Below are 18,721 nucleotides of genomic sequence, written 5' to 3'. Positions count from 1 at the left end.
TCACGAGGCCAGCGCGTCCAGCACCCGCGCCCAGCTACGCGCGCCCTTGTGGAAGGACGTGTAGCTGTATTTCTCATTGGGCGAATGGATGCGGTCGTCGTCGAGCGCGAAGCCGATCATCAGCGCGTCCATGTTGAGGTCGCGCTTGAAGGCGCCGACGATCGGGATCGAGCCGCCGCAGCCCGCCAGCGCCGCCTCCTTCCCCCACTCATCGCTGAGCGCCCGCCGCGCCCGATTCAGCGCCTCGGAGCCAAACGGAAGCTGCAGCGCGTTGGAGGCGCCGTGGTTGATGAACTCGACCTTGGCGTCGGTCGGCAGCCGCTCCCTCACAAAGGCGCGGAAGCTCTCCAGCACCGCTTTGGCGTCCTGCTTGCCGACAAGCCGGAAGGAGAATTTGGCGGACGCTTCCGCCGGCAGCACCGTCTTCGAGCCCTTGCCGGTATAGCCGCCGACAACGCCATTCACGTCGCAGGTCGGCCGCGCCCAAATCTGCTCCAATATGCCGCGGCCCGTTTCGCCGCCGACCCGCGTCAGGCCGATCTCGCCGAGCCACTTCGCCTCGTCGAAATCGAGCGCGCGCCACTGCTCGGCGATGTCTTCGGGGATCTCGGGCACGCCGGCGTAGAAGCCGGGGAGAGTCACTTTGCCTTCTTCGTCATGCAGATCGGCGATGATTTTCGCGAGCACATGCACCGGATTGTTCACCGGCCCGCCGAACATGCCCGAATGCAGATCATGGCTCGCAATGCGGATGAAGACTTCTTCCTGCGCAAGGCCGCGCAACATGACCGTGATCGCCGGCGTGGTCGCGTTCCACATGCTGGTGTCGCAGACGAGCGCAATGTCGGGCCGCGACAGCTCGTCCTTATTGGCGGCGAGAAAGCCGGGGAGGGACGGCGAGCCCGTCTCCTCCTCGCCCTCGAAGAGGAAAGTGACGTTGCAGGGCAGGCCGCCGTTCTCTTCGAAGGCGCGGCAGGCCTCGACAAAGGTCATGAGCTGGCCCTTGTCGTCGGAAGCGCCGCGCGCCACGATCTCGTCGCCTTCCTTGCCAGCCGCAAGACGCGGCGCAAAGGGGTCCGACTCCCATAGGCCCAGCGGATCGGCCGGCTGCACGTCGTAATGGCCGTAAAACAGCACATGCGGCGCGTCCTTGCGCTTCGCCTTGGCGTGGCCGACGACGATCGGATGGCCGGGCGTCTCCCTTACATCGGCCGTATATCCCAGGCCTTTGAGCTGATCCGCCAGCCAATCGGCGGCGCGCTGGCAATGCTGGGTATAGGCGGGGTCGGTCGAGACCGAGGGGATGCTCAAAAGGTCGAAGAGGCGCTGGGTCGACGCGGGGAGGTTCGCGTCGATCGTGTTCAGGACGGCGTCGATCGTGGCCATGGGAATCAAGTCCTTCGCAGTTGGAGCGAAGCTAGTGCGAAGTTAGGGCGGAGGAAAGGCCGGAGAGTCCGCTGGTTCTAAGCCTGAGCGCCATCGGGCTTTTTACGCTTGCGCTTGGGGCGCCCGCTCTTGGTGAGATGTTTCCACTCATGCGGCGCGAGGTCGATCGTCTGCGGGCCTGCCGGCTTGTGGGGGCTCTTGCCACGGTTTCGGATACGGTTCAGCACCGCCGAGCGCACGGACGGCGATTTCAACGCGAGGCCTGCGACATCCGAGGCAAAGCCCGGCAAGATCAATAGGAAAGAGGCGAAAGCCTGAATCGCCCCATCGAGCATGGCGCCCTCGGCGCGCCATTTTCCGCGCTCCCGCCAGACGGCGAGAAGCCCCTTGACGTCCGCAAGGCCGAGCGCGGTCGTGCCGAGCCCGAGAAGAATCGCGGCGAGGAGCCCGATCGCGCGCAGGACGAAGGCGAAGGCCAGAATCTCCAGCGCGAGCCAAAGGCCGAGCGCCAAGCCGATGAGCTTCGTCCTGTCGGTCACTCGTGAAACACTCCCGCGCGCGCAAACGCTTGGCCGCGCACGCCCGATTGGGCGCGGAGCCGGCCTTGATTCGTGACATGTGAGCGGCGACATGTTAGCCGACAAGAGAAGAATCCGGGAGTGACCAATGTCGCCGAGCGGCGAACCTTTCGACCCGTCGCTGATCGTCTTTGCGGCGCTCGCCATTTTCGTAGTGTGGAAGCTGCGCTCCGTGCTCGGCATGCGCGTCGACCGCGACGCGCCCCCGCCCACGCAATTCGAGCCGCGCCGCGCGCCGGTGGGGCCAGCCCCGCTGCCGGGCGCCGCGCCCGCCGATGACGTGCCGGCGGTGCGGCCCGAGGATCGCTGGAAGGGCGTCGCCGAGAATCGCGCCGAGGCGATCACGGGCCTCGACGCCATCGCCGCCGCCGATCCGCGCTTCGATGGCAAGGCGTTCGTCGACGGCGCACGCCGCGCCTATGAGATGATCGTCGGCGCTTTCGCCAAGGGCGACCGCGACGCGCTGCGCCCACTCCTCGCCAAGGACGTCTTCGACGGTTTCGCCGGCGAGATCGCGCGGCGCGAGGCGGTCGGAGAGACGGTGGAGACGGCGATCGTCGCCATTGATTCCGCGCTGGTCGATTCCGCCAGCGCCGCGCCGCGCCTCAATGAGATCACCGTCCGTTTCGCCGTGCGGCTGATGAATATCCGCAAGGACAAGGCGGGCGAAGTCATCGAAGGCGGCGCCACCATGCCGGTCGAAGAGCTGTGGACCTTCGCACGCGATCCGCGCGCCTCGGACCCGAATTGGAAGCTCGTCGCCACCCGCGCCGTGTGATTCCGTGCGTCCGCCGTCGGATCTCGAACCGGTCGCCTTCGATGCGATTGCGGGCTTTGGCGAGGACGATCTCGACGCCGCTTTTCCTGTCTTCCGGCGCTCGGCCGAGCGCATTCTCGACGCCGCGCCGGAACAGCGGCCTGCCTGTCCGCCGCCGCCGGAGCTGATCGCCGCGGCGCGCGCGGCGCTTGAAGGACCAGAGTCCGGCGCCGCCTTCTTTCGGCGCTGGTTCGAGCCGTTTCGCCTCGCCAAAAAGGGCTTTGTCACCGCCTATTACGAGCCGGAGGTCGAAGTCCGCCGCGCCCCCGAGCCCGGTTTCGAGACGCCGGCGCTCGCGCGCCCCTCCGATCTCGTCACATTGAACGACGCGCCGCTTTCCCCAGCGTCCGGGGAGGCGCTCACGAGCGCACGGCGTCTGAGGGATGGGAGCCTCATTCCCTATCCGCCTCGACGCGAGATCGAGGAAGAGGGGGCGGCGACGGGGTCGGTCCCGCTCGCTTATGTCGCAGACCCGGTCGAACTCTTCCTCATTCAGGTGCAAGGCTCCGCCCGATTACGGTTTCCGGACGGAACCACGCTCGCGCTCACCTATGACGGCCGCAACGGCTGGCCTTACACCTCCGTCGGCCGGTTGATGATCGAGCGCGGGCTTATGCCCGAAGGCGCCATGTCGCTGGAGGGGCTGAAGGCGGCTCTGCGCGATATGGGCGTCGGCCCCGGTCAGCCTGGACGAAGGCTGATGCAGGAAAACCGATCCTATGTCTTCTTCCGCATCGACGAATCGAATGACCGGGCGCTCGGGCCGATCGGGGGCGAAGGCGCGGCGCTCACGCCGCTGCGCTCCATCGCCGTCGATCGGTCGATCTGGTGTTACGGCCTCCCCTTCTGGATCGCCGCGGACGTTCCCTGGGAGAGCGAGGCGCCGACCCATTTCGCGCGGCTGATGATTGCGCAGGATACGGGATCGGCGATTTTAGGCGCGGCTCGGGCCGATCTGTTTTTTGGTTCGGGCGCGCGCGCCGGCGCGCTGGCGGGCCGCGTCCGGCATGAGGCTGATTTCCACGTTTTCCTACCAAAAAAGGACCCATCGCCGTGAGCGACGACAGGCGACGCTATTCCCGCCGGCTGACTCGCGCCGAGTCCGAGCTTTGGTCGATTGTCACCGCCAGCGTGCGCCCTTTCCGGGCGCGGCCCGCTCCCGCCGCCGAGCCGCCTGCGCCGGCAAGCGCGCCCGAGCCGGTGCGGGAGAAGACGCCCGCGCCCGTCGCCCATCGCGACCGGCCGCCGGCGCCCAAGCCCGCGACGCCTCTCGTCGAGATCGACCATCGCACGCGGGTGAAGATCAAGCGGGGCCGGCTGGAGGTCGGCGCCAAGCTCGATCTTCACGGGATGCGGCAGGATGAGGCGCAGCGCGCGCTCAACGCCTTCCTGCGCCGCGCGCAGGCAGAGGGCGCCAAGGTCGCCATCATCGTCACCGGCAAGGGCCTCTCGCGCGAGGAGGGCGGCGTGCTGCGCCGCGTCGTGCCCATGTGGTTGCAGGCGCCGAGCCTGCGCGACGTCGTTGTCGGCTTCGGCGAAGCGGCGCGCCATCACGGGGGCGAAGGCGCGCTTTACGTGCAGATCCGCCGCGCGGATCGCCACCGCGTCGGCTGATTTCCGCGGTCGCCCAAAGTCATACGGAATCCGCTTGATCGGTTCGGTGTTAATCCCGGCAAAACGAGCGATCGGAATTACCGCCGTCATTGCGAGGAGGCGGAGCCGACGAAGCAACCCAGTGCCGCATCGCTGCCCTGGATTGCTTCGCTTCGCTCGCAATGACGGGCTCTGAGCAAAACCGGCGCTTTTGCGGCTCTGGATTCCCGGTCGGGCGTTCAGCCCGCCGGGAATGACAAGTCCCCATGCGAGCTATTCAAACGGAAATAGTATCACGCGTTAGTTTCGGCGGGAGCGGCCGTCAGCGCCGGCTTCTCCACCGGCGCAGCCAGGAAAGCCGCCGGAATATTGGGACGCCCCTCCTCCGCGAGCTGCGGCGCTGAATGCGGGGGCGTCTTCCATTCGAACGCGTCGAGGCGGCCGGTGGCGGGCGACATCGGCAGCCAGTGCTTGGAGACCACCCCATCGGCGATCCAAGCGGGGTCGCGCGGGGCGCGGCTACCGCGCGCCAGCCATTCCCGAACCTGCCCGCTCTGGCCGTTCTCGGCGTCTTCGATTTCCGCCATGAGCAGGCAGGTATGAGCGCTCGGATGCTGCCCCTCCGCGACGAGCGGCGCGAGGGCCTCGCGGGCCTTGGCGAAATCACGGGCCGCAAGCGCCGCCTCGGCGACGATATGGCGGCTTGCGGGCGCTTGGGACGCGAGCTTGGCGAGCTTTTCGACCCGCGCCACGCGCTGGCTGTTCGATTCCCCCGGCAGCGCTTCGAGATAGAGGGCCGCAAGCTCGGGGTGCGGCGAAGCGGTCCAGACGCCCTCGATGAGCTTGGCCGCCTGCTTGTAATCGCCGTGGCGGATGAGCACCTGGGCGGCGGTCAGGGCGGCTGGGACGAAGCCCGGCCGGCGCTTGAGGGCCTGGCGGGCGAGATGCAAGGCGTCATGAGGATGTTCGCGCTCCCGCGACACCGCCATGGCGGTCTCGATGACGGCCCGCAGCTTCTGCGCCGAAGCGAGGTCGATGGCCTTGGCGCTGACGCTTTTTTCGAGCGCCTCGCGCGCCTTCTCCCAATCGCCGGCCGCGGCGAGATGCTCCAGCACGGCGGAGCCGGCCCAGGGCAGGGGTGCGATCTCATGGGCGGCGTTGGCGAAATGCGCCGCCGCCTCGGCGTCCTCGCGGCGCTTGGCCTCGATATGCAGCCCGCGCAGGCCGAGAAGCTTGGTCTCGGGCTTCAGCGTCATCTTGTGAAAGGCCTTGGCCGACGTCGCGCGGTCGCCGGAGAGCTGCGCCGCCTGGGCGACGAGCATTTGGGTCAGCGGCTCCTCGGGCAGGAGCTTCTCGGCGAGCTGGGCGGCCTTGCGGGCGCGCGCGGCGTCGCCAGAGCCGACGGCGATCAACCCTTGCGAGATCACATCGAGCCCCTTCGCCTTGCGCCGCTCACGCGAGCCGCCGGCCACGCGGCCGGGAAGCCGCACCAGCGCGATAACGATCGCCCAAACCAGGATGACGGCGGCGGTGAGCGCCAGCAGGCCGCCGATCGCGACGGGGATCGAGGTCTCGATATGATTGCCGGCGAATTCCAGCGTCAACGAGCCGGGCTGCTGAATCAGCCATTCGAGCCCGTAGGCGGCGGCGGCGAGGGCGAGGATGAAGAAGAAAACGAATAGCATGACCTTCGCTCCCGCTTATTTCTTGCCGATCGCCGCTATGGCGCCGCGCAGCAGATCATCGGCCGCCTTGGCCGCCTCGCTGCGTTGGTGAAGCGTTTCGCCGAATCCCTTGGCCTCTGCTTTGGCCTCGTCCGGCAGGCTGTTGTAAAGGCTCTCCGCGTCGGCGAAATCATTGCGCGCCAGCGCGGTTTCGATCCGCTGAACCTTGCCGGCGACGCTTTCCGGATGAGCTTCTCCCGCCGGCCGGACCTTCACGAGCTTGCTTGCGCTCTCAAGCAGTTGTCCGGTCAGATTGCCGCCTTCATGCGCCGCCCCGGAATGGGCCTCATGCGCTTCGAGCTTCTTGGCGACCCCGCGCAGGGACTCGCGAAGCTGTGCGCCGGTCGGCGCCCCTTTTTCCGAGAACTCGACCAAAGCCGGCGCGGGCTCTGCGTCGAGGCGGGAAAGCGCCGCGATTTCCTCAGTGAAGGGCTTGCCGGCCTCGAGATCGCGCTGAAGCGCGAAAGCGACCACAACTTTTGCGCTCGCTGTGTCGACGACAGGGACGACGACCGGCGCCGGCGCGGGCTTCGGCGCCTCCTCGACCCTGGACACCTCTGTCTCGGGGGCGGCGCGCGCTTCGCTCTTGGGCGCATCGAGCTTCTGCCGCAGAGCCTGGATTTCGTCGCTCATGGCTTCGACGCGGCCTTCGAGCGCGGCGATGAGGTCGCGGTCGGTGAAGCCGTCGGCGTCGCGGGCCTCGCCCTTGGCGACGGGCGCGGGCTTCAGCGTCTCGACCGGCGCCGCGGCAGGGGCAGGCGGCGGCAAAGGCGCCGGCGCCTCCTCGACGGTTTCGACAGGCTTTTGAGCGGGCTCAGGAATATCGACGCGCTTCGCTTCGGCCGGAGGCGCTTCGAGCGGCTTTTCAGGCTCCTTCACGGCTTCGGCCGGGGCCGGCGGCGCGGGGGGCGCGGTTTCAGCCGGAGCCGGGGCAGGAGCGGGCGCAAGCGGCGCCTTGTCGAGCAAGGCGTGGCGCGAGGGCGCCTTGGGCGCCGGCTTGGCCGATCCGGTCAGGTCGTCCAGAAATCCCCGCGCTTTATCGACAACTCCCTGCGCCGCGACGAGACCCGCGTCGATCTGATTAGCGACGTCGCCGACGCGCGGGTCCACGTTCCGGAAGGTCAGCGCGCCATAGCCGGCGGCGCCCAGCGCGACCAGCAAGGCCAGGGTCGAAACGACAAGCTTGGAAGCAACGCCTCCTGAGCGCCGCTTCCCCGGCGGGCGCGGCGGCGGGACTTGCGCCTCCGTCGGCACAGGAGTCTCGACCTCGGAAGCTTGATCCTTCGTCACCTTTGATTCAGGCGCCGCCATGCTGATCGTCCTCGCTGCGTTTCACCCCATGGGTGAAGCAGGTATAAAGTACGCAGATTGCGCGCGAAACAGGCTAATGCGCCGGCATCCGCTTGTCAGCCGGCAGCCTCCATCAGCGCCAGGGTGCGGCGGGCGATGTCGAGATGAAGCCGCTCGACCATCTTGCCGTCGATCTGCACCACGCCCTTCTCGGCGTTTTCCGGCTCGTCGAAGACGGCGATGATCTTGCGGGCGAAATCGACTTCCTCGGCGCTCGGCGCGAAAATCTCGTTGACCGGCCCGATCTGGTTCGGATGGATCAGCATCTTGCCGTCGAAGCCCATATCGCGGCCCTGCTCGGCCTCGCGCCGCAGCCCCGCCTCGTCGTTGAAATCGTTGTAGATGCCGTCGATGATCTCGATATTGTGCACGCGCGCCGCCAGCACGCCGGCGGAGAGCCACGACAGGAGCGCCGGCCGGCCCGGCGTCAGGCGCGCGCGGGTCGATTTGGCGATGTCATTGGGCCCGAGCACCAGCACTTCGAGGCGCGAAGCCGGATCGTCCGACGCGCTGGCGATCTTCTCGATGTCGAAGATGGCGCGGGGCGTCTCGATCATCGCCCAGAGTTTCGTTTTGAAGGGCGCGCCGGCCGCGACAAGATCGGCGGCGGCTTTCAGAATGTCGTCGCGGGAATTGACCTTGGGGATGACAATCGCGTCCGGCCCCGTGGGCGCGATGGCGGAGATGTCGGGCTTGTACCATTCCGACCCGCGCGCGTTGACGCGCACCACCACCTGCCGCGGGCCGTAGCCGCCGCCCGTCACCGCCGAGGCGACCTGCTCGCGCGCCATGGCCTTGGCGCCCTCGGCGACGCCGTCCTCGAGCTCGAACATCAAAACGTCGGCGGGAAGGCTTTTGCCTTTTTCCAGCGCGCGGGCGTTGGAGCCGGGCATGGCCAGGACGCTGCGTTTCAGTTTCGAAATCATCTTTGAGCTCGCTCGCGTGGTAGGTTCATCTTTTTCTTGCCGTGCCGGCTGGTCTACACAATAAGAGGCGTCTCCGCCATTCACATCTCGGAAACAATCGATGGCAGCCGCACCCGGCCCCGCGAAAAAGGGCGGCCTCCCGCCGCGCCTTATAGAAGGATACGAGGTTTTTCTTTCCGGCCGCTTCCGCTCGGCGCAGGCGCGTTTTCGCGCGCTCGCCGAAGAGGGTCAAAAACCGACGACCATGGTGATCTGCTGCTGTGATTCGCGTGTCGACCCCGAGTCGATTTTCGACGCGGGGCCAGGCGAGCTTTTCGTCCTGCGCAATGTCGCGGCGCTGGTGCCGCCTTACGAGCCCGACGATCACTTCCACGGCGCGTCGGCCGCGCTCGAATATGCGCTCATGGCGCTGGAAGTTCAGCACGTCGTCGTGCTGGGCCACGGGCAATGCGGCGGCGTGAAGGCCTATGCGATGATCGCCGCCGATCCCGAGACGCCGCGGCTGAGCCACAGCGACTTCGTCGGCGATTGGATCAAAATGCTCGCGCCCGCCGCCGAACGGCTCGGCCGGGAGCCCGATCCCGAAGATAAGGATTATCTGCATCGGCTCGAATTCGAGTCGATCAAGCAAACCCTCGTCAATCTGCGCAGCTTCCCCATGGTGCAGGTTTTGGAGCATCGCGGCTATCTCAGGCTCCACGGCGCCTTTTTCAGCGTCTCGGATGGAAAGCTGCTGGCGCTCGACGAGCAGGCGGGCGACTTCCTTCCGATCGCGGAAAAAGCCCACGCCGACGCATTTTTGGAGGCGCGCTTTTGACGGACGTCCCCATGATCTCCGGTCTGCATGAGCTTGCCGGGCGCTATGACGCGCTGCTGTGCGACGTCTGGGGCGTGCTCATCGACGGCAAGAAACACTTCCCGCGCGCCGCCGACGCCTTGCGGCGTTTCCGGGCGCAGGGCGGGCGGGTGGTGCTCATCACCAACGCCTCGCGGCCGGACGCCGAAGTGCGTCGGCAGCTTTTGGGCCTGGGCCTGCCGGAAGACACGTTCGACGATCTCGTTTCGGCCGGCGAATTGACGCTGCGGGAGATCGTCTCGCGCAAGGGGCAGGCCTGCTATCATCTGGGGCCGCCGCGCGACAACGGCCTTTTCGAGGAAGCGGGCCGGCGCCTCGGCGCCCCGGTTGCGAAAGTCTCCCCCGAGGAGGCGGACTACGTCGTCTGCACCGGCCTCTTCGCCGAGCGCGAGGAAATCCCGCAGGATTACGACGAAAGGCTCGCGGCGCTGAAAGCCCGCGATCTCACCATGCTCTGCGCCAATCCGGACATTGTGGTCGCCATCGGCGGCGACATCGTCTATTGCGCGGGCGCGCTCGCCGAGCGCTATGCGGCGATGGGCGGCAAGGTGCTGATGTTCGGCAAGCCACATCCGCCGATCTACGCCGCCGCCCTCGAACGCCTGGCCGCTCTGCGGGGCGGAGCGGTCGATAAGAGCCGGGTCTTCGCCATGGGCGACGGCGCGCTGACCGATCTCGCCGGCGCCGGGATGGCGGGGCTCGACTGCGTCTTCGTCACCGATGGGGTGCACGCCGAGGAGCTGCGCCCGAATGGCGGAGCCGTGGATCGCGACGCGCTCGCGCGCTTGACAGAGCTGGCGGGCGCGCGTCCTGTGGCTTTGGCAAGCGAAGTTTTCTGGTAAAAGGGGGGAAATGGGCCCCTGGCCCGCCCCGTCAAACGATCTGGTGACTACATGTCGACGCCGTTCAAAATCTATTATTTCGAAGACCTGAGCGTCGGCATGCGCGAGACGCTGATGAAGGCGGTAATGGACGACGACGTGATCGCCTTCGCCGATCTGTCGGGCGACCGCAATCCGATCCATCTCTCCGACCATTTCGCGTCAAAGACGCGTTTCGGCGAGCGCATCGTGCACGGCCTCTATACGGCGTCGCTGATTTCGACCGTCATCGGCATGTATCTGCCCGGGCCGGGCGCGGTCTATCTCTCGCAAACCCTGAACTTCCGCGCGCCGGTGAAGATCGGCGACGTGATCACGGTCGTGGTCGAGGTGGTGGAGCTCGTCGAAAAGGGCCGTCGCGCCAAGCTCAAATGCGAATGCCTTGTCGACGGTAAGGTGGTGCTGGACGGCGAGGCGGCGGTAATGGTGCCGTCCCGCGAGCAGGCGATGCGGCCGGCGGCGGAGAAGCCGGCGACGGCGTAGGGCAGGTTTAACTTGATCCCAGGATTGCAAGCCGCATATATTTAGATGCGGCTGATTTGCAGCCCCGGCATAAACCAGCGAGCCGGCTTCATTCCGACAAACCGCTTAAGCGGCGGCGAAAGCCTAGGGAGTGAGCCGGCTCCATTTTTATGAGCAATTCACTTGTATCGGTCTTTATACGCCATCCTTTTGGATGGAGGCTTTTTGACGAAGAAATTGTTCGAAAAGCATGGGCATCACGCGAGCGCTGATGAGATTGTTAACGAATGCGAACGTCTGCAAAACTTACCAGCCGTTTCTGATTACGAGTTGCTCCGCATTTACTACTATGATGCGCCGCCGTCGTCCGAGGCTCTGACAAGGCCTGTTTCCCGGACTCCGCTGAAGCTCGCAACCACAGAAAGATTTCGTTTGAGCCAGTCGCTTTACGACCAGCTCGTCCTTAAGCCGCATTTTGCCTTGAGGATGGGGGAAACACGGCTATCGAAAGAAAAGTGGCGAATTAAGCCGCGCGTCGCCCGGGAACTGACTGTCAGCCAGCGACCTTTGGTCGACGCGGACTTTGATCTGGATTTATCCCAAAAAGGGGTCGACATGCGAATCGGCCTAGACATGGCCAGACTCGCATTACGAGAAACCGTCCGTGCAGTGGTCGTCGTTACTGGGGACTCTGACTTCGTTCCCGCGTTCAAGTTTGTGCGTCGAGAAGGGGTCAAAGTTATTCTCGACCCACTCGGACACAACGTACGGACCGAGCTAAGAGCGCACTCGGATATCGTCATCGGGTGACGTGGGTTCGACCTAGCCCGTGCGATACGATAATGGTTTTTCGGATGCGAGGCCGCGCAAAGTTCTCGCCTTCTCCGGATGCCGACGTGACCGACCACACTAAAGTTTTTATCCTCGCCCGAGACCCTGTGAGGCCGCCCGCCGGGCTCGAAGGCGCCGTCGCAGCCATCGGCAATTTCGACGGGCTGCATCGCGGCCATCGCGGCGTTGTCGCGCACGCCCAGGCGCTGGCCAGGAAGCTCGGTAAGCCCTGCGTCCTGCTCACCTTCGAGCCGCATCCGGCCGATATTTTCGCCGGCAAGCCGGTGATCTTCCGTCTGACGCCCCCTGAGGCCAAGGCGGCGCAGGCCGCGCGGCTCGGGCTCGACGGGATGATCGTTCTTTCCTTCAACAAGGAATTCGCCGCCCGCCCGGCCGAGGATTTCACCCGGGACATTCTCGCCAAGCGGCTGGGTCTCTCGGCTGTCGTCGCGGGCTATGACTTCCGTTTCGGCGCCGGCCGCAAGGGCGATGCGGCATTCCTCAAATCGGAAGGCGCGCGGCTGGGCTTTGCGGTCGAGATCGTCGACCGCATCACTCAGGACGAGGAGGGAAGCCTGGAAGCCGTCTCCTCCACCGCCACGCGCGAGGCGCTGGAAAAAGGCGACGTCGAACTGGCGCGTCGTCTCCTGGGCCACCCTTACTTTGTGCGCGGCGTCGTCCGCCACGGCGACAAGCGCGGAAGGCTGCTCGGCTTCCCGACCGCCAATATCGCGCTCGATCCCTCGAACCGGCTGCGACACGGCATCTATGCCGTCACGATGGAAATGGACGGCGTCCTGCGCGACGGCGCAGCCAATTTCGGACGCCGGCCGACCTTCGATAACGGCCCGCCGCTGCTCGAGGTCTTCCTCTTCGACTTCTCGGGCGATCTCTACGGCAAAGAGGTCGAGGTCGCCTTTTTCGGCTTTATCCGCGGCGAGGCGAAATTCGACAGCGTCGAAGCGCTGATCGCCCAGATGGAGGACGACTGCGTCAAGGCGCGGGAAATTCTCGCGCGTCGCTGAAACCTGCGCCCGCCCCGCTTGGCCTGAGAGCCAAGGGCCCTAGCCTCCTAGTCTAACGCTTTCGGCCAGGAGGATCAGACATGAGCGGCGCGCGTCTTTTTGCGGCTTTCCTTTCTCTCGCCGCGCTTGCCGGCCTCCCCCCGAGCGCGCAGGCGCAGCCCAAGCGGGTGCTCATCATCGGCGACAGTTTGAGCGCCGGCTATAATCTGCCGGAGGGGACCGCTTTCCCCTGGGCGCTCAACCGGCGGCTCCACATGCGCGATAGAAATGTCGCAGTTCTCGACGCTTCCGAGATGGGCGACACCACCGGCGACGCGCTCGAGCGGCTGCCCAAAGCCTTCGCCTATGGCGCCGACGCCGTCATCGTCGAGCTCGGCGGCAATGACATGCTGCAGCAAGAAGACCCTGCCGTCGTCTATCGGAATCTCGACGCCATCGTCCGCTACAGCAAGGCGCGCGGCTCGCGGGTCATCCTCGCCGGCATGCTCTCGTACCCGCGCCGCCGCGACCTCGCCTATAAGCTACGCTTCGATTGGGTCTATCCGACGCTCGCCGCCCAGCACAAAGTGGCGCTCTATCCCTTCTTCCTCGACGGCGTCTACAACAACCCCGCGCTTATCCAGGACGACAACAAGCATCCTAATGTGCTGGGCTCGGATTACATCGCGGCGCGCATGGCGCCCATGGTCGAGCGGACGCTGCGGGCGCCCGAGCGCCGGCGCTACCACGCTTGGCGGTGACGACCGGTAGAGCGCCGTCATTGCGAGGAGCGAAAGCGACGAAGCAATCCAGAGCCACAATGACGCCCCGGATTGCTTCGCTTCGCGCGCAATGACGGCGGGCGGGCGGCGGCGTCGAGAAACAGGGTTCCGAATCCAGGTCAACGAACCTACGCAGCCGCGTCATGCCCGCGCTTGTCGCGGGCATCCACGCCAGGACATTGCGACACGCGGGGAGAAGAAGCGGCATTATTCCCGCTCATGTTCTCAGCATTCCGCGTCGGCGCGGCGTGGATAGCCGCGACAAGCGCGGCCATGACGGAGGAAACACGTCTGCTCGTCAACCCGAATTCGGACCCCTGCGTTGAGACGCGCCGCATTGCGGCGGGGTTCGCCAGTCCCTATCTTCGCATCCGAGGGGTAATGAAGATGAGCGACGAACGCAGAGGCGACATAGAAATCATCCCGCCGGGTCAAAAATCGCGCGCCGAGGCGGAGGACGACGGCTTTCCGACCTCGCGCGTCTGGATTTCCTCGGGCCAGAGCGAGATCAAGTTCGTCAAGCTCGGCCCGTTCCAGAGCATGCTGGTCGGTCTTGGCCTGCTGCTCTTCGTCGGCCTCTGCCTGTTCTTCCTCTCCGGGCTCCTGCTCATCCTCGTCCCCGCTGTCGCTTTGCTCGGCGCGGGCGCCTGGGTGGCGAATGCTTTGGGCCTTGGACCCTTCCGCCGGCTGCGCTAGATTTTTTGAGGCTTTCCGACCCCCGCGCCCCTTGCTAAAAAGAGGCATGGCGATTTTGCGGCGCATACGAATTACCGGCCCGGTCCGCGCTTGAGCTGCGCTCGCGCGGGTTCCGGGTTTTTGGCGCGATTGGCGCTTCCTTTCCAAATCCATTATGTGACGCGGACCTTGCCGGCCGTCCCGGCGCCGCCCGACCCCGGTTTCGAGACCCCATGAACGACGACACGCCCAAAGGGCCCGACTATTCCAAGAGCCTCTATCTGCCGGTCACGGATTTTCCGATGCGCGCCGGCCTGCCGCAGCGGGAGCCCGAGTTCCTGAAGCGCTGGGCGGAGATCGGCCTCAACGCGAAGATGCGCGAGGCGGCCAAGGGCCGGCCGAAATTCACCCTCCACGACGGCCCGCCCTACGCCAATGGCAACATCCATATCGGCCATGCGCTGAACAAGATCCTCAAGGACATCGTCACGCGCAGCCAGCGGATGACCGGCAAGGACTGCGTCTATGTGCCGGGCTGGGACTGCCATGGTCTGCCGATCGAATGGAAGATCGAGGAAGAAAACTACCGCGCCAAGGGCAAGAAGAAGCCCGATTTCGCGCAGCCAGACGAGATGATCGCGTTTCGGCGCGAGTGCCGGGCCTATGCCGAGAACTGGCTCAGGGTCCAGCGCGAGGAGTTCAAGCGGCTGGGCGTCGCCGGCGAATGGGACCACCCCTACGCCACCATGGCCTATCCGGCCGAGGCGATCATCGCCCGCGAGATCATGAAATTCGCCGAGAACGGCTTGCTCTATCGCGGCTCCAAGCCGGTGATGTGGTCAGTCGTCGAGAAGACGGCGCTGGCGGAAGCGGAAGTCGAATATGAGGACCACACCAGCGATACGGTGTGGGTGGCGTTTCCGATCCCGCGCGGCGCGGATGAGGACCTCGCCGACGCGCGCGTGGTGATCTGGACCACGACGCCCTGGACGCTGCCAGGCAATCGCGCGATCTCCTTTTCCTCGAAAATCGCCTATGGTCTCTATCGCGTGACCGAGGCGCCAGAGAACAATTGGGCCTTCCCGGGCGCCAAATTCATTCTCGCCGACAAGCTGGCTGGAGACGTCTTCAAGGCCGCCAAGGTCGACGGCTTCGAGCGCCTGCGCGATGTGCCAGCCTCCACGCTCTCGGAACTCGTCTGCGCCCATCCGCTCGCGCATCTGGGCTATGCCTTCGACGTGCCGCTCTTCGATGGCGATCATGTCACCGACGACACCGGCACGGGCTTCGTGCATACCGCGCCGGGTCACGGCCGCGAGGACTTCGACATCTGGATGGCGAACGGCCGGCGCCTGGCCGAGTCGGGCATCGACAACCGCATCCCCTATACGGTCGACGAAGACGGCTTCTACACCACGGAAGCGCCCGGCTTTGGCGGCAAGCGCGTGCTCACCGAAAAGGGCGAGAAGGGCGACGCCAATGAGGCCGTGATGGCCGAGCTGGTGAAAGCCGGCAATCTCATCGCGCGCGGGCGCCTGAAGCATCAGTATCCGCATTCGTGGCGCTCGAAGAAGCCGGTCATCTTCCGCAACACGCCGCAATGGTTCATCGCGATGGATAAACCCATGGACCGCGCGCCTTCAGGCGCGCATGGGGGCGCGCCTGAGGGCGCGCGGTCCAATGCGCCGACGCTGCGCGAGATCGCTCTGGAAGAAATCTCCCGCACCCAATGGACCCCGGCCGCCGGCGAGAACCGTATCCGCGGCATGATCGCCAATCGTCCCGATTGGGTCGTCTCGCGCCAGCGCGCCTGGGGCGTGCCGATCGCCGTCTTCGTGAAGAAGGGCACGCATGAGATCCTCGTCGATCCGCGCGTGAACGCCCGCATCGTCGAAGCGTTCGAGAAGGAAGGCGCGGACGCCTGGTACGAGACGCGCGCCGCCGAGCGCTTTCTCGGGCCCGACTATGATCCGAACGACTATGAAAAGATCGCCGACGTTCTCGACGTCTGGTTCGATTCGGGCTCGACGCACGCCTTCGTGCTCGACGATCCGAAGAGCTTCCCCGCGCTTGCCGGCCTCCACAGAAAGCGCGACGGCGGCGACGACGAGGTGATGTATCTCGAAGGCTCGGACCAGCATCGCGGCTGGTTCCACTCTTCTCTCCTCGAAAGCTGCGGCACGCGCGGCCGCGCGCCCTACGACGCCGTGCTGACGCATGGCTTCGTGCTCGACGAGAAGGGACGCAAAATGTCGAAGTCGCTCGGCAATGTCGTCGCGCCGCAGAAGGTGATCTCGGATTCGGGCGCCGATATTCTGCGTCTGTGGGTGGCGGCCTCCGATTACGCCGATGATCTGCGCGTCGGCCCCGAGATTCTCAAGACCTTCGTCGATCTCTATCGCAAATTGCGCAACACGCTGCGCTGGATGATCGGCGCGCTCGCGCATTATGGCGCGGACGACGACGCAGCGCTCGAACATGCAAGCGAACTCGAGCGCCTTATGCTGCATCGTCTCGTCGAGATGGATGCGCAAATCCGCGTCGCCTATGCAGCCTATGACTATAAGCGGGTCGTGGCTTTGCTCACGCCCTTCATGACGAGCGATCTCTCGGCCTTCTATTTCGACATCCGCAAGGATGCGCTCTATTGCGAGCCGCCGTCGAGCGTGAAGCGCAAGGCGTCGCTCGCCGTCATCGAGCGCATCTTCCGCTGCGTGACGACCTGGCTCGCGCCGATCCTCGTCTTCACGGCGGAGGAAGCCTGGCTCGCGCGCTATGCGGACGCCGTCTCGGTGCATGTCGAAAGCTTCCCGGATATTCCGTCGCATTGGCGCGACGAGGCGCTCGCCAAGAAATGGGAGGGCGTGCGCGCCATCCGCGCGGTGGTGACCGGCGCGCTGGAAATCGAACGCGCGCAAAAGCGCATCGGCTCCTCCTTGGAGGCGGCGCCGATCGTCTATGTCGCGGACGGCCATTTGCGCGCTGCGCTGGACGGAGTCGATTTCGCGGAAGTGTGCATCGTCTCCGACATCGTAATCGAGACGGGCGAGGGCCCTGCCGACGCCTTCCGCCTCCCTGAGGTGAAGGGCGTCGCGGTCGTTCCGAGCCGCGCCAGCGGCGTTAAATGCGCCCGCTCGTGGAAATATTTCGACCCCGCTACCGCGGACCCGGACTATCCCGACGTCACGCCCCGCGACGCGCAGGCGCTCAAAGAGCTGAAGGCGCTTGGGCGCTGGAGCGCGTAGCGGTTCGAATGAAAGAAGGCGTGACGCGGCTCTGCCCCCTCCCCAACCCTCCCCCGCTTCGCGGGAGAGGGAGCGAGGCCCGTCGCGCGGCAAAAATCGCGGATCCCGATGAAGGCCGCGGCGTTACCCCCTCTCCCGCGTCAGCGGGGGAGGGCTGGGGAGGGGGCCTTTGAAAGTCCTCCTCGCCTTTCTCGCCAACACCGTCACCAATTTCATCATCGGCCTAATGGTCGCGAAATTCCTCGGCCCCGAGGAATATGGCCGCTTCGCGCTCGCTTTCTCCATCGCGGTCGTCGTGCAGACGGCGCTTTACGACTGGCTGCGGCTCTCGGCGACGCGCTTCTATTCCCAGCGCACGCGCGAGAACGAACCCGTCATCCGTTCGACGCTCGGGACATCCTTCGTCGCCGTCAGCGTCTTTCTGGCGTCGAGCACCTTGCTCTATTCGCTCATCGGCCCCGAGCTCGACTTCGACAGCGAGCTGATCCTGCTTGCGCTCCTCACCGCGACCGCCAACGGCCTGTTCGACTATTCGACCGCCCTCGCCCGCGCGCGTTTCGAGGACGGCGCTTATGGAAGACTCGTCCTCGTCAAGAACATTCTCGCCTTTATCCTGCTCGGCGGCGGCGCCTTCATTTTCCACTCGGCCGGCGTGGCGCTCGCGGGCGGCGTCGCAAGCCTCCTGGGCTCGGTGTTTCTCACGCGCGCCGCGCTGCGTGATCCAGACGCGCGCTGCCTGGGCGCCCAACCGAAGACCGCCAAACTTCTCATCGCCTATAGCGCGCCCATCGTCGCGGCCCATCTCCTGTACACGTCGATGCCGCTGGCAGCGCGTTCGATCGTCGCAAGCGTCTACGACTTCGCCGAGACAGGCCAGTTCTCCCTTGCCTATGACCTCGGCATGCGCGCCATCACGGCCTTCGGCTCGGCGTTCGACGTGCTCTTGTTTCAGATCGCCGTCGCGGCGCATGAGGAGCATGGCGAAGACCGCGCCCGCGTTCAAGTCGCGCACAATATGAGCGTCGTCTTCGCTTTCCTGCTGCCGGCCTGCGCCGGGCTGTGGCTCGTTCTGCCCTCGGTCGAAGCGCTGATCGTGCCCGCGCAGTTCCGCGGCCCCTTCGGCCATTATCTCGGGCTGCTGATGCCGGGGCTTTTCGCCATGGGCATCATCAACTTCGGCCTGAACCCCGTTTTCCAGATCAGCAAGCGCACCGGGCCGCTGATCGCGGCGGCGCTGGCCGCAGCCGTGGTCTCGCTGACCTTGCTTTTCGCTCTACCCTGGGGGTCAGACGCCTCCAACCTCGCCGTCGCCCAGGCCGGCGGCTATTTGGCGGCGCTGGCCACGACGATTTTCTTTGCCCTGAGGGCGCAGCCCGTCTGGCCATCCTTTTGGGATCTTCTCGCGGCGATCGTCGCCACTGGCGTCATGTTCATTGCGCTGCTCCCGCTGCGCAGCATGGCGCCGGGATTTGCGACGCTGCTGCTGCAGATTTTCTCGGGCGGCGCCATCTACGGCGTGATGGTCGCGGCCTTCGACATCGCCGGCCTGCGCACGCAGGCGATCGCCTGGCTGCGGCCCCGCCTCCAGCGGGCGTGACAGAAGCGCAGGCG

The 18,721-nt window shown here is 65.8% G+C and carries 17 protein-coding genes; 12 read left to right on the top strand and 5 right to left on the bottom strand.

What is annotated here, in order from left to right; translation table 11 throughout:
- A complete protein-coding gene (locus QNA11_RS14270) occupies positions 1 to 1,386 on the bottom strand; it encodes a M20/M25/M40 family metallo-hydrolase (RefSeq protein ID WP_283483543.1) in 1,386 nt (461 codons plus the stop codon).
- A 77-nt stretch (positions 1,387 to 1,463) separates the two neighbouring features.
- On the bottom strand, positions 1,464 to 1,925 hold the full coding sequence (locus QNA11_RS14265; RefSeq protein ID WP_283483542.1) for an FxsA family protein: 462 nt from the start codon (positions 1,923 to 1,925) through the stop codon (positions 1,464 to 1,466).
- 127 nt (positions 1,926 to 2,052) lie between these two features.
- On the opposite strand from QNA11_RS14265, the gene QNA11_RS14260 reads away from it, so the two are divergent.
- Genes QNA11_RS14260 through QNA11_RS14250 form a run of 3 tightly spaced genes read left to right on the top strand, consistent with a single transcriptional unit; the run spans position 2,053 to position 4,395 of the window.
- Complete coding sequence (locus QNA11_RS14260; RefSeq protein ID WP_283483541.1) at positions 2,053 to 2,742, top strand: Tim44/TimA family putative adaptor protein; 690 nt, start codon at positions 2,053 to 2,055, stop codon at positions 2,740 to 2,742.
- Between the two features lie 4 nt (positions 2,743 to 2,746).
- Positions 2,747 to 3,838, top strand: a complete 1,092-nt coding sequence (gene mltA / locus QNA11_RS14255) for a murein transglycosylase A (protein WP_283483540.1) — start codon at positions 2,747 to 2,749, stop codon at positions 3,836 to 3,838.
- Positions 3,835 to 4,395: a Smr/MutS family protein gene (locus tag QNA11_RS14250; RefSeq protein ID WP_283483539.1), complete on the top strand. Its 561-nt coding sequence runs from the start codon at positions 3,835 to 3,837 to the stop codon at positions 4,393 to 4,395. The genes mltA and QNA11_RS14250 overlap by 4 nt, the downstream gene beginning before the upstream one ends.
- Before the next feature lie 272 nt (positions 4,396 to 4,667).
- Here the strand turns inward: QNA11_RS14250 and QNA11_RS14245 are convergent, their stop codons facing one another.
- The 3 genes from QNA11_RS14245 to QNA11_RS14235 form a co-directional block, all read right to left on the bottom strand.
- Positions 4,668 to 6,059, bottom strand: coding sequence for a heme biosynthesis protein HemY (locus QNA11_RS14245; protein ID WP_283483538.1), 1,392 nt, complete (start codon positions 6,057 to 6,059; stop codon positions 4,668 to 4,670).
- Positions 6,060 to 6,074: 15 nt separating this feature from the next.
- Complete coding sequence (locus QNA11_RS14240) at positions 6,075 to 7,409, bottom strand: COG4223 family protein (RefSeq protein ID WP_283483537.1); 1,335 nt, start codon at positions 7,407 to 7,409, stop codon at positions 6,075 to 6,077.
- A 95-nt stretch (positions 7,410 to 7,504) separates the two neighbouring features.
- Positions 7,505 to 8,374, bottom strand: coding sequence for an HpcH/HpaI aldolase/citrate lyase family protein (locus QNA11_RS14235; RefSeq protein ID WP_283483536.1), 870 nt, complete (start codon positions 8,372 to 8,374; stop codon positions 7,505 to 7,507).
- 100 nt (positions 8,375 to 8,474) lie between these two features.
- Between QNA11_RS14235 and QNA11_RS14230 the strand changes: the two genes are divergently transcribed.
- The 9 genes from QNA11_RS14230 to QNA11_RS14190 all read left to right on the top strand — a co-directional run bounded on the left by QNA11_RS14230 (position 8,475) and on the right by QNA11_RS14190 (position 18,707).
- Positions 8,475 to 9,191 carry a carbonic anhydrase gene (locus QNA11_RS14230; RefSeq protein ID WP_283483535.1) on the top strand — a complete coding sequence of 239 codons (717 nt, stop codon included), beginning with the start codon at positions 8,475 to 8,477 and terminating at the stop codon, positions 9,189 to 9,191.
- Positions 9,188 to 10,072, top strand: coding sequence for a TIGR01459 family HAD-type hydrolase (locus tag QNA11_RS14225; protein WP_283483534.1), 885 nt, complete (start codon positions 9,188 to 9,190; stop codon positions 10,070 to 10,072). Before QNA11_RS14230 ends, QNA11_RS14225 begins: the two co-directional genes overlap by 4 nt.
- Before the next feature lie 51 nt (positions 10,073 to 10,123).
- On the top strand, positions 10,124 to 10,594 hold the full coding sequence (locus QNA11_RS14220) for a MaoC family dehydratase (RefSeq protein ID WP_202070917.1): 471 nt from the start codon (positions 10,124 to 10,126) through the stop codon (positions 10,592 to 10,594).
- Positions 10,595 to 10,798: 204 nt separating this feature from the next.
- The gene (locus tag QNA11_RS14215; RefSeq protein WP_281929822.1) at positions 10,799 to 11,383 is read left to right on the top strand and encodes an NYN domain-containing protein; all 585 of its coding nucleotides are present in this window, start codon (positions 10,799 to 10,801) and stop codon (positions 11,381 to 11,383) included.
- A gap of 86 nt (positions 11,384 to 11,469) precedes the next feature.
- A complete protein-coding gene (locus tag QNA11_RS14210) occupies positions 11,470 to 12,429 on the top strand; it encodes a bifunctional riboflavin kinase/FAD synthetase (RefSeq protein WP_283483533.1) in 960 nt (319 codons plus the stop codon).
- 80 nt (positions 12,430 to 12,509) lie between these two features.
- Positions 12,510 to 13,169, top strand: coding sequence for an arylesterase (locus QNA11_RS14205; protein ID WP_202070915.1), 660 nt, complete (start codon positions 12,510 to 12,512; stop codon positions 13,167 to 13,169).
- 294 nt (positions 13,170 to 13,463) lie between these two features.
- Positions 13,464 to 13,886, top strand: coding sequence for a hypothetical protein (locus QNA11_RS14200; protein ID WP_283483532.1), 423 nt, complete (start codon positions 13,464 to 13,466; stop codon positions 13,884 to 13,886).
- Positions 13,887 to 14,098: 212 nt separating this feature from the next.
- Positions 14,099 to 17,110 (top strand): isoleucine--tRNA ligase, encoded by a 3,012-nt coding sequence (gene ileS / locus QNA11_RS14195; protein ID WP_283483531.1) that lies wholly within the window; start codon positions 14,099 to 14,101, stop codon positions 17,108 to 17,110.
- A 169-nt stretch (positions 17,111 to 17,279) separates the two neighbouring features.
- A complete protein-coding gene (locus tag QNA11_RS14190; RefSeq protein ID WP_283483530.1) occupies positions 17,280 to 18,707 on the top strand; it encodes a lipopolysaccharide biosynthesis protein in 1,428 nt (475 codons plus the stop codon).
- Positions 18,708 to 18,721 lie beyond the last annotated feature (14 nt).

This window comes from Methylocystis sp. JR02 (assembly GCF_030063565.1).
Lineage (GTDB): Bacteria > Pseudomonadota > Alphaproteobacteria > Rhizobiales > Beijerinckiaceae > Methylocystis > Methylocystis iwaonis.
The sequence above is the reverse complement of the archived record's forward strand: the minus strand, read 5'-3'. Positions and strand labels throughout refer to the sequence as shown.

Excerpts from the sequence above, each read along its gene's own strand:
- QNA11_RS14270 (WP_283483543.1), bottom strand. The coding sequence starts at position 1,386 with ATGGCCACGATCGACGCCGTCCTGAACACGATCGACGCGAACCTCCCC.
- QNA11_RS14260 (WP_283483541.1), top strand. The coding sequence starts at position 2,053 with ATGTCGCCGAGCGGCGAACCTTTCGACCCGTCGCTGATCGTCTTTGCG.
- QNA11_RS14245 (WP_283483538.1), bottom strand. The coding sequence starts at position 6,059 with ATGCTATTCGTTTTCTTCTTCATCCTCGCCCTCGCCGCCGCCGCCTAC.
- QNA11_RS14240 (WP_283483537.1), bottom strand. The coding sequence starts at position 7,409 with ATGGCGGCGCCTGAATCAAAGGTGACGAAGGATCAAGCTTCCGAGGTC.
- QNA11_RS14235 (WP_283483536.1), bottom strand. The coding sequence starts at position 8,374 with ATGATTTCGAAACTGAAACGCAGCGTCCTGGCCATGCCCGGCTCCAAC.
- QNA11_RS14230 (WP_283483535.1), top strand. The coding sequence starts at position 8,475 with ATGGCAGCCGCACCCGGCCCCGCGAAAAAGGGCGGCCTCCCGCCGCGC.
- QNA11_RS14220 (WP_202070917.1), top strand. The coding sequence starts at position 10,124 with ATGTCGACGCCGTTCAAAATCTATTATTTCGAAGACCTGAGCGTCGGC.
- QNA11_RS14205 (WP_202070915.1), top strand. The coding sequence starts at position 12,510 with ATGAGCGGCGCGCGTCTTTTTGCGGCTTTCCTTTCTCTCGCCGCGCTT.
- QNA11_RS14200 (WP_283483532.1), top strand. The coding sequence starts at position 13,464 with ATGACGGAGGAAACACGTCTGCTCGTCAACCCGAATTCGGACCCCTGC.
- ileS (WP_283483531.1), top strand. The coding sequence starts at position 14,099 with ATGAACGACGACACGCCCAAAGGGCCCGACTATTCCAAGAGCCTCTAT.